At 68.6% G+C, this 14,473-nt stretch carries 13 protein-coding genes; 12 read left to right on the forward strand and 1 reads right to left on the reverse strand.

Annotated features, from left to right (window positions below; translation table 11 throughout):
• Nucleotides 1–87 precede the first annotated feature (87 nt).
• On the reverse strand, nt 88–1,236 hold the full coding sequence (gene carA, locus E3U25_RS23385) for a glutamine-hydrolyzing carbamoyl-phosphate synthase small subunit (protein ID WP_036751278.1): 1,149 nt from the start codon (nt 1,234–1,236) through the stop codon (nt 88–90).
• A gap of 168 nt (nt 1,237–1,404) precedes the next feature.
• On the opposite strand from carA, the gene E3U25_RS23390 reads away from it, so the two are divergent.
• The 12 genes from E3U25_RS23390 (at nt 1,405) to E3U25_RS23445 (ending at nt 14,325) form a co-directional block, all read left to right on the forward strand.
• On the forward strand, nt 1,405–1,869 hold the full coding sequence (locus tag E3U25_RS23390; RefSeq protein WP_116222920.1) for a GatB/YqeY domain-containing protein: 465 nt from the start codon (nt 1,405–1,407) through the stop codon (nt 1,867–1,869).
• A gap of 209 nt (nt 1,870–2,078) precedes the next feature.
• Complete coding sequence (locus E3U25_RS23395; protein ID WP_116222919.1) at nt 2,079–3,116, forward strand: NAD(P)-dependent alcohol dehydrogenase; 1,038 nt, start codon at nt 2,079–2,081, stop codon at nt 3,114–3,116.
• 5 nt (nt 3,117–3,121) lie between these two features.
• Nucleotides 3,122–4,579 (forward strand): xylulokinase, encoded by a 1,458-nt coding sequence (xylB, locus tag E3U25_RS23400; protein ID WP_116222918.1) that lies wholly within the window; start codon nt 3,122–3,124, stop codon nt 4,577–4,579.
• 250 nt (nt 4,580–4,829) lie between these two features.
• Nucleotides 4,830–5,714: an AraC family transcriptional regulator gene (locus E3U25_RS23405; protein ID WP_036751272.1), complete on the forward strand. Its 885-nt coding sequence runs from the start codon at nt 4,830–4,832 to the stop codon at nt 5,712–5,714.
• Between the two features lie 99 nt (nt 5,715–5,813).
• Nucleotides 5,814–6,719, forward strand: coding sequence for an ABC transporter substrate-binding protein (locus tag E3U25_RS23410; protein ID WP_036751270.1), 906 nt, complete (start codon nt 5,814–5,816; stop codon nt 6,717–6,719).
• A 70-nt stretch (nt 6,720–6,789) separates the two neighbouring features.
• Nucleotides 6,790–8,289, forward strand: a complete 1,500-nt coding sequence (locus E3U25_RS23415) for a sugar ABC transporter ATP-binding protein (RefSeq protein WP_116222917.1) — start codon at nt 6,790–6,792, stop codon at nt 8,287–8,289.
• Complete coding sequence (locus E3U25_RS23420) at nt 8,279–9,256, forward strand: ABC transporter permease (RefSeq protein WP_114534857.1); 978 nt, start codon at nt 8,279–8,281, stop codon at nt 9,254–9,256. Before E3U25_RS23415 ends, E3U25_RS23420 begins: the two co-directional genes overlap by 11 nt.
• Nucleotides 9,257–9,292: 36 nt before the next feature.
• The gene (locus tag E3U25_RS23425) at nt 9,293–10,024 is read left to right on the forward strand and encodes an SDR family oxidoreductase (RefSeq protein ID WP_116222916.1); all 732 of its coding nucleotides are present in this window, start codon (nt 9,293–9,295) and stop codon (nt 10,022–10,024) included.
• Nucleotides 10,025–10,052: 28 nt separating this feature from the next.
• Nucleotides 10,053–11,675, forward strand: a complete 1,623-nt coding sequence (locus E3U25_RS23430) for an FGGY-family carbohydrate kinase (RefSeq protein WP_036751262.1) — start codon at nt 10,053–10,055, stop codon at nt 11,673–11,675.
• A gap of 41 nt (nt 11,676–11,716) precedes the next feature.
• A complete protein-coding gene (locus tag E3U25_RS23435) occupies nt 11,717–12,442 on the forward strand; it encodes an SDR family oxidoreductase (RefSeq protein WP_116222915.1) in 726 nt (241 codons plus the stop codon).
• Nucleotides 12,443–12,535: 93 nt separating this feature from the next.
• Nucleotides 12,536–13,102 carry a DUF421 domain-containing protein gene (locus E3U25_RS23440; protein ID WP_052095748.1) on the forward strand — a complete coding sequence of 189 codons (567 nt, stop codon included), beginning with the start codon at nt 12,536–12,538 and terminating at the stop codon, nt 13,100–13,102.
• The gene (locus tag E3U25_RS23445; protein WP_116222914.1) at nt 13,099–14,325 is read left to right on the forward strand and encodes an NAD(P)/FAD-dependent oxidoreductase; all 1,227 of its coding nucleotides are present in this window, start codon (nt 13,099–13,101) and stop codon (nt 14,323–14,325) included. The genes E3U25_RS23440 and E3U25_RS23445 overlap by 4 nt, the downstream gene beginning before the upstream one ends.
• Nucleotides 14,326–14,473 lie beyond the last annotated feature (148 nt).

Here is a 14,473-nt window from a genome sequence, read left to right on the forward strand (position 1 = left end):
GCGATTCCCGGTCTGGGTCGTTCCGGTCCCCTCTCTGCCATGCAGAGGGTTAAGAACCGGTTAACCGCCGCCAGGCCCGCGCCCGGATCAGCCGCGCCGGCTGCGCATCGCCTCGGTAAAGCGCTCGAACAGATAGGCGCTGTCCTGCGGGCCGGGGCTGGCCTCGGGGTGGTATTGCACCGAGAAGACCGGCTTGTCGGCCACGCGCAGCCCGCAGTTCGAGCCGTCGAACAGGCTGACATGGGTCTCGATCACGCCTTGGGGCAGGGTCTGGGCATCGACGGCGAAGCCGTGGTTCATCGAGGTGATCTCGACCTTGCCGGTTTCGACGTCCTTGACCGGGTGGTTCGCGCCGTGATGGCCGTGGTTCATCTTCACGGTATGGGCGCCAAGCGCCAGCGCCAGCATCTGGTGGCCCAGGCAGATGCCAAAGATCGGCAGGTCGCGGTCCAGCAGCTCGCGGATCATCGGCACGGCGTATTCGCCGGTCGCGGCCGGGTCGCCCGGTCCGTTCGATAGGAACACGCCCTCGGGCTCGTGGGCCAGCACTTCCTCGGCGGTGGCGGTGGCGGGCAGCACCGTCACCTCGGCGCCGCTTTGCGCCAGCGAGCGCAGGATGTTGCGTTTCGCGCCGTAATCGACGGCGACGACGCGGAAGGGTTTCTTTTCCTCGGACTGGCCGAAGGTGCCGGGCCAGGACCACAGCCCCTCGGTCCAGCGATAGCTTTGCCGGCAGCTGACCTCCTTGGCGAGGTCCAGGCCGACGATGCCCTTCCAGCCGCGCGCCTTGGCGACCATGGCGGCGATGTCGAAATTCCCCTCGGGGTCATGGGCCAGGACGACATGGGGCGAGCCCTGCTGGCGGATCGCGCGGGTCAGGCGGCGGGTATCGACGCCGCCGATGCCGATGCGGCCGCGGCGCGCCATCCATTCGACCAGGTCGGCGCTAGCGCGCCAGTTCGAGGGCTCGGTCGGATCCCATTTCACCACGATGCCCGAGGCGACGGGCTCGGGCGCCTCGTCGTCCTGTTCGGTCACGCCGGTATTGCCGATATGGGGGAAGGTGAAGGTCACGACCTGGCTGGCATAGGAGGGATCGGTCATGATCTCCTGATAGCCGGTCATCGCGGTGTTGAAGACCAGCTCGGCCACCACTTCCCCGACCGCGCCGAAGCCCTGGCCGTGGAACACGGTGCCGTCGGCAAGCGCAAGACATGCGGTCGGTTTCTGGGGCATCGTCACTCTCCGGGTAAATCGGCGGGAACCTAGGTAAAGGGCGCAGGCGCGTCAAGGCGGGAACGGGCGGCGCGCGGAACTTTGCGGCCGGGGCGGGGTTGAGGGCACGGCTTGACTGCGGGGGCGAAGCCGGGCACCACCCGGCGGAATACATTCAGCGAGGATCACATGGGACTGCGCGAACGCATTCTGGCCGATACGAAAGAGGCGATGAAAGCCAAGGACTCGGCGCGGCTGTCCACGCTGCGCCTGATCTCGGCCGCGATCAAGGACCGCGAGATCGCCGCCCGCGGCGAAGGCGGCGACGAGGCCGGGCTGGCCGAGGCCGAGCTGACCGCGATCCTGTCCAAGATGGTCAAGCAGCGCCAGGAATCGGCCAAGGCCTATGAAGAGGGCGGCCGGCTGGAACTGGCCGAGCGCGAACTGGACGAGATCAAGGTGATCCAGTCCTACCTGCCGCGCCAGCTGGACGCCGAGGAAACCCACGCCGCCATCGACAAGGCCATCGCCGAACTGGGTGCCGAGTCGATCCGCGACATGGGCCGGGTCATGGCCGAGCTGCGCGCCCGCCATGCCGGGCAGATGGATTTCGGCGCCGTCGGCCCCATGGTCAAGGACCGGCTGATGAAATGACCGCCCTGATTCTTTGCGACCAGGGCCGGATCGCCTGCGCTGCCGCAGCCGGCGCATAGCTTTTCCGGCGCATCGCTGATACAATTATTCTTCTGATGAGCAAAAGCTCGCGCCCTGCGCGGGTTTTTGTTTACATGCGCCCCGACTCGCCGCCAAAGACGCGAGTCGAGGGCGCCCGAAGGGCGGCGCGGCCATCAGGAGGACGGGCGATGAAGGCATTGGTGCTGGAAGAAAAGGGCAAGCTGTCGCTGCGGGATTTCGACATCCCCGCCACGCTGGGGCCCAGGGACGTGCGGATCAGGACGCATACGGTCGGGATCTGCGGCTCGGACGTGCATTATTATACCCATGGCAAGATCGGGCATTTTGTCGTGCGCGAGCCGATGGTGCTGGGGCACGAGGCATCCGGCACGGTGATCGAGGCGGGGACCGAGGTCACGCATCTGAAGCCCGGCGACCGGGTCTGCATGGAGCCGGGGATTCCCGACCCGACCTCGCGCGCGGCCAAGCTGGGGATCTACAACGTCGATCCTGCCGTGACCTTCTGGGCGACGCCGCCGGTGCATGGCTGCCTGACGCCCGAGGTCGTCCACCCCGCGGCCTTCACCTACAAGCTGCCCGGCAATGTCAGCTTCGCGGAAGGCGCGATGGTCGAGCCCTTTGCCATCGGCATGCAGGCCGCGCTGCGCGCCCGCATCCAGCCGGGCGACGTGGCGGTGGTCACGGGCGCCGGCCCCATCGGCATGATGGTGGCGCTGGCGGCGCTGGCCGGCGGTTGTGCGCGGGTGATCGTGGCCGACCTCGCCCAGCCCAAGCTGGACATCATCGGCGCCTATGACGGCATCGAGACCGTGAACATCCGCAACCACCCGCTGGCCGAGGCGGTGGCCGAGGCGACCGACAACTGGGGCGCCGACATCGTCTTCGAATGCTCGGGCGCGGCGCCGGCGATCCTGGGCATGCACCAGCTTGCGCGTCCCGGCGGCGCCATCGTGCTGGTCGGCATGCCGGTCGATCCGGTGCCGGTGGACATCGTCGGGCTGCAGGCCAAGGAGCTGCGGGTCGAGACCGTGTTCCGCTATGCCAATGTCTATGACCGCGCCATCGCGCTGATCGCCTCGGGCAAGGTGGATCTCAAGCCGCTGATCTCGGCCTCGATCCCCTTCGCGGACAGCATCGCCGGCTTCGACCGCGCCGTCGAGGCGCGCGAGACCGACGTGAAGCTGCAGATCGTCATGCCGGAGTAAGCGCCATGTATCTGGGACTGGACCTGGGCACATCGGGCATCAAGGCGATGCTGGTGGACGAAAGCTTCGCGACCGTCGGCGTCGCCCATGCGGCCCTGACCGTCAGCCGCCCGCATCCCGGCTGGTCCGAGCAGGCGCCGGCCGACTGGATCGCCGGCGCCGAGGCGGCCATCGCGGCGCTGCTGCGCGAGCATCCGGCCGCGATGGCGCGGCTGCAGGCCATCGGCCTGTCGGGGCACATGCATGGCGCCACGCTGCTGGACGGCGCGGACCATGTGCTGCGGCCCTGCATCCTGTGGAACGACGGCCGCTCGGGTCCGCAATGCGCCGAGCTGACGGCGCGCGCGGATTTCCACGGCATCGCCGGCAACCTGGTCATGGCGGGCTTTACCGCGCCGAAGCTGCTCTGGGTGGCGCAGAACGAGCCCGAGATCTTTGCCCGGACCGCCAAGGTGCTGCTGCCCAAGGACTACCTGCGGCTGTGGCTGACCGGCGAGCATGTCGCCGAGATGTCGGACGCGGCGGGGACGCTGTGGCTGGACGTGGGCAAGCGCGACTGGTCGGATGCGCTGCTGGCCGCGACCGGGCTGACGCGCGCCCAGATGCCGCGGCTGGTCGAGGGCAGCGAGGTGTCCGGCCATCTGCGCGCCGAACTGGCCGAGCGCTGGGGCATCCCGCGCGTGCCGGTGGCGGGCGGCGGCGGCGACAATGCCGCCACGGCCTGCGGCATGGGGGTGATGACGCCCGGCACGGGCTTTCTGTCGCTGGGCACCTCGGGCGTGCTGTTCGCCGCGACCGAGGCTTACGCGCCGAACACCGGCGATGCGGTGCATACCTTCTGCCATGCCGTGCCGGACACCTGGCACCAGATGGGGGTGATCCTGTCTGCGACCGACAGCATGACCTGGCTGTCCGAGATCACCGGCAAACCCGTGCCCGAGCTTGCCGGGCTGGTGGGCGCGGTGACGGCGCCCTCGCCGGTGCTGTTCCTGCCTTACCTGTCGGGCGAGCGCACGCCGCTGAACGATCCCGATGCGACCGGCGCCTTCCTGGGGCTGCGCCGCGCCACCGGGCTGGCCGATCTGGCGCAGGCGGCGATGGAGGGCGTGGCAATGGCATTCGCCGATTGCGTCCATGCGCTGCGCAAGGCCGGCACCCCCATCGAGGCCGCCTATGCGGTGGGCGGCGGCGCGCGCTCGCGCGCCTGGCTGCGAATCATGGCCTCGGCCACCGGGCTCACGCTGCTGGAGCCCGAGGACGGCGATTTCGGCGCAGCCTTCGGGGCGGCCAAGCTGGCGGCGGCCTGCGCGACGGGCGATACCTCGGACCGCATCTTTGCCAGGCCCGCCATTCGCGCCGAGGTTGTGCCCGATCCTGAACTGGCCGCAGCCTATGCGAAAAAGTATGAGGCCCATCATGCGGCTTATCCGCGGCTGCGGGATCTGACCGCTCTGGGCGCTTGATAGCGTTAACAGAGGGTTTTTCCGAAAAAGCAGGCCCATGCCGCTGCGCTGCGGCATGGGCTTTCTGCTATGCAGCATATGCCCGTCGCGGTGCCTTGCGCCTGCCTCTTCAATTCCTGCACCGATCGGTGCAAAAAAGTATCGGTATTTTTTTCGCCCTGATGTGGATCGCCGGCGGGCATGAAGCCTATGGTTCCTGAACGTCCGCGGCAGGCCCGGCAGGGTCCGCGGCGTGCAGGGAGGAAGGCGAATGCAACCCGATCTGGAGCTGGTCCACATCCGCAAGGGCGAATCCTTCGCCGCGTGGATGCATGGCTATCCGTTCCGCACGGTGCGCTGGCATTACCATCCCGAATACGAAATCCACCTGGTCGTCGCCACCTCGGGCACATTCTACATCGGCGACCATGTCGGCAGCTTCCAGCCCGGCCAGCTGATCATGACCGGGCCGAACCTGCCGCAGAACTGGATCAGCGACATCCCGCCCGGCGAGGCGGTGCCGCTGCGCTCGCTGGTGATCCAGTTCCCCGAAGCCTTCATCGAAGAGGCCAGCGCCGCCATGCCCGAGATGGAGGCGCTGCGCCCGCTCCTGGAACGCTCGCGCCGCGGCTTGCTCTTCGACGACGAGACCAGCGCCCGCGTCCGCCCGCTGATGGAGCGGCTGGTCGAGGCGCAGGGCCTGCGTCGCCTGGCGCTGTTCTGGGACATCCTGGACCTGCTGGCCCATGCGCCGGAATACGAGGTGCTGGCCAGCCTCAGCTTCGAGCTGGACCTGACGCGCACCCATGACGGCGGCATCAACCGCGCGCTGTCGCATCTGCGCGAACACCTGACCGAGCAGATCGAGGAGGGCGAGCTGGCCGAGATGGTCGGGCAAAGCCAAAGCGCCTTTTCCCGCGCTTTCAAGCGCCATACCGGCACCACGCTGGTGCGCTATCGCAACCAGCTGCGCATCGACCTGGCCTGCCAGATGCTGCTGACCGATCCCGACGTCAAGGTGGCCGAGATCTGCTACGAGGTCGGGTTTTCGAACCTGTCGAACTTCAACCGGCATTTCCTGAAGCTCAAGGGAATGTCGCCCTCGCAGTTCCGCGCGACTTTCGCGGCCCAGAAGGCGCTGGTCATGGCGGACTGACAAGGACCGAAATCGCCAATTTCACCAATTCGGGCGGCGCGGCGCCGCCCGGAGACGCGCAGGCCATGCCTGCTTTCATCCAGATGGGAGGGAACCCAGATGAAAACGAAACTGCTCACCGCCTCGGCCGCGCTTGCGCTCATGGCGGCCCCGGCGCTGGCCCAGGACAAGCTGAAGATCGGCATGACCTTCCAGGAGCTGAACAACCCCTATTTCGTGTCCATGCAGGAGGCGCTGAACGAAGCCGCCGCCAGCCTGGGCGCCGATGTCGTCGTCACCGACGCCGGCCATGACGTGGCCAAGCAGATCTCGGACGTCGAGGACATGCTGCAGCAGAATATCGACATCCTGCTGCTGAATCCGACCGACAGCGCCGGGATCGAGGCCGCGGTCCACGCCGCCAAGGCCGCGGGCGTGACCGTGGTCGCGGTCGATGCGAACGCGAACGGCCCGGTCGATACCTTCGTCGGCTCCAAGAACCGGGACGCGGGCTACATGTCCTGCAAGTATCTGGGCGAGGCGCTGGAGGGCAAGGGCGAGGTCGCGATCCTGGACGGCATCCCGGTGGTGCCGATCCTGCAGCGCGTCGAGGGCTGCAAGGCCGCGCTGGAGGAGTTCCCGGAAATCACCCTGGTCGATACCCAGAACGGCCGGCAGGACCGCTCGGTCGCCCTGGGCGTGGTCGAGAACATGATCCAGTCCAAGCCGAACCTGGCCGGCATCTTCTCGGTCAACGACGGCGGCGCCATGGGCGCGCTGGCGGCGATCCAGGGCTCGGGCAAGGACATCAAGCTGACCTCGGTCGACGGCGCACCCGAGGCGGTCCAGGCCATCGCCGCGGGCGGCCCCTTCATCGAGACCACCGCGCAATTCCCGCGCGACCAGGTCCGGGTGGGCCTGGCCATGGCGCTGGCGCAGAAATGGGGCGCCCGCGTGGTGCCGAAGGAAGTGCCGATCGACGTCATGGTCGTTGACGCCGAGAACGCTGCCGAGTTCAGCTGGTAAGGGTTCCTCCCCGCTCCCGTCCCCGCATGCCGCGGGGGCGGGACATTTCCCAGCCATTCAGGAGGGCATCATGCTGGAACTGAAGGGAATCCGAAAAAGCTTCGGCAAGATCGAAGTCCTGCACGGCGTCGACATGGAGGTCCGCGCCGGCGAGGTGCATGCGCTTCTGGGCGAGAACGGCGCCGGCAAGTCCACGCTGATGAAGATCCTGTGCGGCATCATCCAGCCCAGCGAGGGCACGATCCGCATCGAGGGGACCGAGCGCCACTTTGCCGATTACGACCAGGCCATCGCCGCCGGCGTGGGCATCGTGTTCCAGGAGTTCAGCCTGATCCCCTATCTCGACGCGGTCGAGAACATGTTCCTGGCGCGCGAGATCCGCGGACGCTTCGGCACGCTGGACCGCAAGGCGATGCGCGCCCGCGCCGCCGAGATCATGCGCCAGCTGGCCGTCGACGTGGCCCTGGACGTGCCGGTGCATCGCCTGTCCGTCGCCGAGCAGCAATTCGTCGAGATCGCCAAGGCGCTGTCCCTGAACGCCCGCATCCTGGTGCTGGACGAGCCGACCGCGACCCTGACCCCCTCCGAGGTCGAGCACCTGTTCAAGGTCATGCGCGAGCTGCGCCGGCAGGGCGTGGCGATCATCTTCATCTCGCATCACCTGGAAGAGATCTTCGAGATCTGCGACCGCATCACCGTGCTGCGCGACGGCGAGTTCATCGCCTCCTGCGCGGTCCCGGACGTGGACAACGACCGGCTGGTCGAGATGATGGTCGGCCGCCGGATCGAGAACAACTTCCCGCCCAAGCCGGCCCCCTCGACCGCCTCCGTTGTCGTCGAGGTCGAGGAGGTGCAGCTGAAGAAGGGCGGCCCCGTCTCGCGCTTTGCCCTGCGCAAGGGCGAGATCCTGGGCTTTGCCGGGCTGGTTGGCTCGGGCCGCACGGAAACCGTGCTGGCCATGCTGGGCGCATACCCGGCGGCGCGCTGCAAGGTGAAGGTGGACGGGGTCGAGAAACGCTTTCGCGGCCCCGACGAGGGGCTGGCGCATGGCATCGGCCTGCTGCCCGAAAGCCGCAAGGAACAGGGGCTGATCACCAGCTTCTCGATCCTGCAGAACGTCTCGCTGAACAATTACGGCAAGTATCGCAAGAACCATTGGTTCATCGACCTGAAAAAGGAACTGGCCGCGACCGAGACCGCCATGGCGCAGGTCCGCGTCAAGGCGCAGGGGCCGCATGCCCGCGTCGATACGCTGTCGGGCGGCAACCAGCAGAAGGTCGTGATCGCCCGCTGGCTGAACCACGACATGCAGGTGCTGATCTTCGACGAGCCGACGCGCGGCATTGACGTGGGCGCCAAGGCGGAAATCTATGCGCTGATGCGTGAATTCACCGCCAAGGGCGGCGCCATCATCATGATCTCGTCCGAACTGCCCGAGGTGATCGGCATGTCCGACCGGGTCTGCGTGTTCCGTTCGGGCGGGATCGTGGCCACGGTCGAGGGCGACCAGATCGATTCCGAAACCATCATGACCCATGCCACGACCGGGAGAGTTGAACATGTCGCATGACGCAAACACCGGCTCGGCCGGGAAAACCGGAGGCTTCTCGCTTGGCCGCCTGCTGCATTCGCCGCTGGCGCTGCCGCTGATCGGGCTGATCACCGTCTCGGTGCTGATGGGGCTGGCGAGCGACAATTTCTTCAGCCTGAACAACATCATGAACGTGCTGCGCCAGGTGTCGGTCGTCGGCATCCTCGCCGTCGGCATGAGCTTCGTCATCCTGACCGGCGGGATCGATTTGTCGGTCGGCGCGGTCATGGCGCTGGTCGGCACGCTGAGCGCGGGGATGATGGTCAACATGGGCCTGCCCGCGCCGGTGGCGCTGCTGGTCGGGCTGCTGATCGGCCTGGGCATCGGGCTGGCCAACGGCGTGCTGGTCGCCTGGGGCCGGATGCCGGCGATCATCGTGACGCTGGCCACCATGGGCATGGCGCGCGGCCTGGGTCTGATCTATTCCGGCGGCTATCCGATCAGCGGCATCCCCAGCTGGATTTCCTGGTTCGGGGTGGGGCGCATCGGCGTCGTGCCGGTGCCGGTCATCGTCATGGTCCTGATCTATGCCGTGGCCTGGGTGCTCTTGCAGCGCACCGCCTTCGGCCGCCATGTCTATGCGCTGGGCGGCAACGAGACCGCCGCGCGGCTTTCGGGTGTCAAGACCCAGCGGGTGAAGCTGGCGGTCTACGGCATCTCGGGCCTGACCTCGGCCTTGGCCGCGGTGATCCTGACCGGGCGGCTGATGAGCGGCCAGCCCAATGCCGGCCAGGGCTTCGAGCTGGACGCCATCGCCGCCGTGGTGCTGGGCGGCACCGCGATCTCGGGCGGGCGGGGCCTGATCCTCGGCACGCTGATCGGCGCGGTGCTGCTGGGCATCCTGAACAACGGCCTGAACCTGATGGGCATCAACCCCTACCTGCAGGACGTCATCAAGGGCGCGATCATCCTGCTGGCCATCTATATCGGGCGCGAATGGCGCTGAGCCCCGCCCGCATCATTCTGAAGACAGGAGAACGGAATGTCTGAATCGCTGGACGGCAAGATCGCCGTCATCACCGGCGCGGCCTCGGGGATCGGGCTCGCCACCACCGAGCGGCTGCTTGCCCGCGGCGCCACCGTGGTCATGGTGGACTGGAACCAGGCGGCGCTGGCCGAACTGGCCGCCAAGCTGGGCGACAAGGCGATCCCGCAGGTGACGAACCTGCTCGACGCGGACAGCTGCAACGCCATGATCCCCGAGATCCTGGCCAAGACCGGCCATATCGACATCCTCTATTGCAACGCCGGCACCTATATCGGCGGCGACCTGACCGAGACGACGCCCGAGGCCATCGACCGGATGCTGAACCTCAACGTCAACGCGGTGATGAAGAACGTCCGTGCCGTGGTGCCGCACATGAGCGAGCGCAAGACCGGCGACATCGTCGTCACCTGTTCGATCGCCGGCCATTTCCCGACCTATTGGGAGCCGGTCTATTCCGGCTCGAAATGGGCGATCACCAGCTTCGTCCAGGGCATGCGCCGGCAGATGATCCCGCATGGCGTGCGGGTCATGCAGGTCTCGCCCGGCCCGGTCGTCTCGGCGTTGCTGGCCGACTGGCCCGAGGAGAACCTGCGCAAGGCCAAGGAAAGCGGCAGCCTGATCGACGCGGAAGAGGTCGCGGATGCGGTCGAATACATGCTGACCCGCAAGCGCACCGTCACCATCCGCGACATGCTGGTGCTGCCGACCAATTTCGACCGCGTCTGACGCCCGGCACCCGGAACGGAGTAGCGCCATGGACCAGTATCTGATCGGCATCGACGTGGGCACCGGCTCGGCGCGGGCCGGGGTCTTCGACCGCGCAGGCCGCCTGCTTGCCACGGCCAAGCGCCCCATCGCGATGCACCGCGAGCGCGGCGTGATCGCCGAGCAGTCCAGCGAGCAGGTCTGGCGCGCGGTCTGCGACTCCGTCCGGGAATGCGTGACCCGCGCCGGGATCGACCCGGCGCGGGTCACGGGCATCGGCTTCGATGCCACCTGCTCCCTTGTCGTCCGCGGGGCGGGGGATGCGACGCTGCCGGTGGGCGACCCCGCCCACCCCGAGCGCGACATCATCGTCTGGATGGACCACCGCGCCGTCGAGCAGGCCGAGCGCATCAATGCGCTGGGCCACGACGTGCTGGCCTATGTCGGCACCCGCATCTCGCCCGAGATGGAGACGCCGAAGCTTCTGTGGCTGCGCGAGAACCGGCCCGAGGTCTATGCGGCGGCGGCGCATTTCTTCGACCTGACCGACTTCCTGACCTGGAAGGCGACCGGCGCGCTGGAGCGCTCCGCCTGCACCGTGACCTGCAAATGGACCTATCTGGCGCATGAGGGGCGCTGGGACGCGGGCTATTTCCGCCAGATCGGCCTGGGCGATCTGGCCGACGACGGTTTCGCCCGCATCGGCGCCCGCGTCGTCGATCCCGGCACGGCGCTGGGGCAGGGACTGACCCCGGCCGCGGCCGAGGCCATGGGCCTGCGGCCCGGCACCGCGGTCGCGGCCGGGCTGATCGACGCCCATGCCGGCGGCGTCGGCACGGTGGCGGCGGGGGGCGATGCGACGGCTTGCCTGGGCTATGTCTTCGGCACCTCCTCCTGCACCATGACCACGACGCGCGAGCCGGCCTTCGTGCCGGGCGTCTGGGGCCCCTATTACTCGGCCATGGTGCCCGGCATGTGGCTGAACGAGGGCGGCCAGTCCGCCGCCGGCGCCGCCATCGACCAGCTGGTGCAGCTGCACCCCGCCACGGCCGAGGCGACGGCGCTGGCCGAGGCGGCGGGCAAGTCGCTGCCGCAATGGCTGGCCGACCGGGCGCTGGAGCTGGCGGGCGATGCCAGCGCCGCCCTGCGGCTGGCCGACGAGCTGCATGTGGTGCCCGAGTTCCTGGGCAACCGCGCGCCCTTTGCCGATCCCCATGCCCGCGCCGTCATCATGGGGCAGGGGATGGAGACGGGGCCGGATTCGCTGGTCGCGCTTTATGTCGCCGGGATCTGTGGCCTGGGCTATGGCCTGCGCCAGATCATCGAGACCCAAGGCCAGCATGGCGCCCCGGTTCAGACGATCAGCGTCAGCGGCGGCGCCGGCGCGCATCCGCTGACCCGGCAGCTGCTGGCGGATGCGACCGGGCTGCCGGTCGAGGTGACGGAATGCCCCGAGCCGGTGCTGCTGGGCTCGGCCATGCTGGGCGCGGTGGCGGCGGGGGTGTTCCCCGACCTGCACACCGCCATGCCCGCCATGTCGCGCATCGCCACGCGCTGCGCCCCCGATCCCGCCAGCCGCGCGCGGCAGGACGCGCGCCATGCCGCCTTCCTGGCGCTGCAATCCACGGCGCGGCAGATCCGCGCCGCCATGGCGGCCTTGCCGCAAAACTGAACACGGGCGGCCCTGCCGCCGAACCGGACATGCGAGGAACCATGCAATTCTCGGGCAAGACCGTCATCATCACCGGCGCGGGCAAAGGCATCGGCCGCGCCTGCGCGCGTCTCATGGCCGAACGCGGCGCGAAGGTCGTGGCGCTGAGCCGCACCCAATCCGACCTCGACAGCCTCGCGGCCGAGATCGGCGCGCGCGGCATCCGCGTCGACCTGGCCGACCCGGCCGCCACCCGCGCCGCCATGGTGCAGGCGGGGACCGCCGACTACCTGATCAACAGCGCCGGCATCAACGTGCTGGAAAGCGTGCTCGACATGACCGAGGCCGGCTATGAGGCGGTCCTGGGCATCAACCTGCGCGCGGCGCTGATCTGCTGCCAGGAATTCGCCCGCGCCCGCGTGGCGGCGGGCGGCGGCGGCGCCATCGTCAACATCACCTCGATCGCCGGTCATCGCGGCTTCCAGGACCACCTGTGCTATGCCGCCTCGAAGGCCGGGCTCGAGGGCGCGACCCGCGTGCTGGCCAAGGAACTGGGCCCGCACGGCATCCGCGTGAACGCGGTCGCGCCCACCATCACCCTGACCGAACTGGCGGCCGAGGCCTGGTCGGACCCGGCGAAAAGCCAGCCGATGATGGTGCGCCACCCGCTGAACCGCTTTGCCGAGGCCGAGGAGGTCGCGCAAAGCATTGCGCTGCTGCTTTCGGACGACAGCCGCATGGTCTCGGGCGCGGTGTTGCCGGTGGATGGCGGCTTCCTGGCCGTCTAGGTTTTCCGGCGCCGGTGCGCGGGGCGTGGAACCGGCGCCCCGGATCGCGGCTTGTCCCTTGGCGCAAACCGGCGCGGGCAGGGGACGGCGGCCATGCTTGACGAACTTCACCGCATCTTCCTGGGCGATCAGGATCTGTCCTTCGCCTGGGAAGTCTTTCTTCGCACCGTCATCATCTATTTCTACACGCTGGCGTTGATGCGCTGGCTGGGCGGACGCACGGTGGCGCAGCTTTCCATCGTCGAGTTCCTGCTGGTCATCGCCATCGGCTCGGCGGTGGGCGATTCGCTGTTCTATCCCGACGTGCCGATGCTGCCGGCGATGTTCGCAATCTTCCTGGTCGCCGCCTTCAACAAGCTGGTGGACGAGGCGATCCTGTCCTCGGACCTGCTGTCGCGGATCTTCGAGGGCAGGCCGCGCATCGTCGTCACCGAGGGCCGCGTCCACCAAGACCGCCTGCGCCGGCAGGGCATCGGCATCGGCGAGTTGCACGCCAAGCTGCGCGAAAAGGGCGTGGCCGACCTGGCCGACGTCAAGTTCGCCATTCTCGAGGCCGACGGCGCGCTTTCGGTGCTCAGGCGGGACCGGGACGGCACGGCGGGGCTTTACCAGCCGCCCGCGATCCCGCAGCGGGAAATGGCCTGGGCGGGCAAGGAATGACCGGGCCCCGGCGCACCATCCAGCGGCGGCTGCGCACGGCGCATCCCTTCTGGGCCGAGACGCCGCATATCTCGGTCGCGCATCGGGCAGAGCCCTCGCAGCCGCGCTGGGACGTGGTGATCGTCGGCACCGGCATTTCCGCGGCCCTGCTGGCCGAGCGGCTGACGCGGCGCAAGCGGCGGGTGCTGCTGGTGGACCGGCGCCAGCCGGTGCGGGGCTCGTCGCTTGCTTCGACGGCGATGATCCAGCACGAGATCGACGTGCCGCTGAGCCGGCTGGCGCGCCAGATCGGCCCCGACAAGGCGGCGCGGGCCTGGCTGCGCTCGGTCAAGGCGGTCGAGGAACTGCTGCGGCTGTCGCGCCGGCTGCGGCTCGACTGCCAGATGCAGCGCAAGCGGGCGCTTTACCTGGCCGGCGACGAGATGGGCTTTCGCGCGCTGGAGGCCGAGGCGGCGCTGCGCCGCGAAACCGGCATCGCGGCCGAGTTCCTTTCGCGCCGGCGCCTGCTCGAGGCATACGGCATCGACCGCACGGGGGCCATCCGCTCCACCGCCTCGGCCTCGGCCAATCCGGCGCAGCTGACGGCCGGGCTGCTGCGGCTGGCGCAGGAACGCGGGGCCGAGATCGTCTCGCCCTTCGAGGTCGTGGATTTCGCGGAACTGGCGGACGGGGTGGCGCTGGCATCCTCGGCCGGGCGGGTGGTGGTGGCGGGCCATGCGGTGTTCTGCACCGGCTACGAATTCCTGCCGCAGCTTGCCTCGGCGCATCACCGCATCATCTCGACCTGGGCCGTCGCCTCGGCCGAGGGGGTGCGCCATCCGGCCTGGCTCGACGACTATCTGGTCTGGGAGGCGGCCGATCCCTACCTGTATTTCCGCACCACGCCCAGCGGCCGGATCATCGCCGGCGGCGAGGACGAGGCAAGCCCCGATGCCTACGAGGATGCCGGCAAGCTGCGCCGCAACGCCGCCGAGATCGCCCGCAAGCTGCGCGAGACCTGCGGCATCCGCATCGGCCGCCCGGCCTATCGCTGGGCCGCGGCCTTCGGCGACAGCGACGACGGGCTGCCGATCGTCGATGCGGTGCCGGGCTGCCGGCGTTGCCATGCGGTGATGGGCTTTGGCGGCAACGGCATCACCTATTCCGTCATCGCCGCCGAACTGACCGCGCGCCGGATCGACGGCCGCGCCGATCCCGACGCCGATCTCTATCGCTTTCGCTGAGCCCGGCCATGTCGCTGTCAACCCGAATCTGCCCGGCGAAAGGGCAATGACGCAATGTGACACCGACTTCGTCGCCTGCGTCCTTCCGGCCGGCTGCACAAGTGAGTTGCATTCCCCGACAAGCGCCGATTACTGTTGGCTGGCGGAA

The sequence above is a fragment of the Paracoccus versutus genome, assembly GCF_029909795.1.
GTDB lineage: Bacteria > Pseudomonadota > Alphaproteobacteria > Rhodobacterales > Rhodobacteraceae > Paracoccus > Paracoccus versutus.

Coding starts and splice junctions, on each gene's coding strand:
- E3U25_RS23410 (WP_036751270.1), top strand. CDS start 5,814: ATGAAAACGAAACTGCTCACCGCCTCGGCCGCGCTTGCGCTCATGGCG.
- E3U25_RS23420 (WP_114534857.1), top strand. CDS start 8,279: ATGTCGCATGACGCAAACACCGGCTCGGCCGGGAAAACCGGAGGCTTC.
- E3U25_RS23435 (WP_116222915.1), top strand. CDS start 11,717: ATGCAATTCTCGGGCAAGACCGTCATCATCACCGGCGCGGGCAAAGGC.
- E3U25_RS23425 (WP_116222916.1), top strand. CDS start 9,293: ATGTCTGAATCGCTGGACGGCAAGATCGCCGTCATCACCGGCGCGGCC.
- xylB (WP_116222918.1), top strand. CDS start 3,122: ATGTATCTGGGACTGGACCTGGGCACATCGGGCATCAAGGCGATGCTG.
- E3U25_RS23445 (WP_116222914.1), top strand. CDS start 13,099: ATGACCGGGCCCCGGCGCACCATCCAGCGGCGGCTGCGCACGGCGCAT.
- carA (WP_036751278.1), bottom strand. CDS start 1,236: ATGCCCCAGAAACCGACCGCATGTCTTGCGCTTGCCGACGGCACCGTG.
- E3U25_RS23395 (WP_116222919.1), top strand. CDS start 2,079: ATGAAGGCATTGGTGCTGGAAGAAAAGGGCAAGCTGTCGCTGCGGGAT.
- E3U25_RS23390 (WP_116222920.1), top strand. CDS start 1,405: ATGGGACTGCGCGAACGCATTCTGGCCGATACGAAAGAGGCGATGAAA.
- E3U25_RS23440 (WP_052095748.1), top strand. CDS start 12,536: ATGCTTGACGAACTTCACCGCATCTTCCTGGGCGATCAGGATCTGTCC.
- E3U25_RS23430 (WP_036751262.1), top strand. CDS start 10,053: ATGGACCAGTATCTGATCGGCATCGACGTGGGCACCGGCTCGGCGCGG.
- E3U25_RS23405 (WP_036751272.1), top strand. CDS start 4,830: ATGCAACCCGATCTGGAGCTGGTCCACATCCGCAAGGGCGAATCCTTC.
- E3U25_RS23415 (WP_116222917.1), top strand. CDS start 6,790: ATGCTGGAACTGAAGGGAATCCGAAAAAGCTTCGGCAAGATCGAAGTC.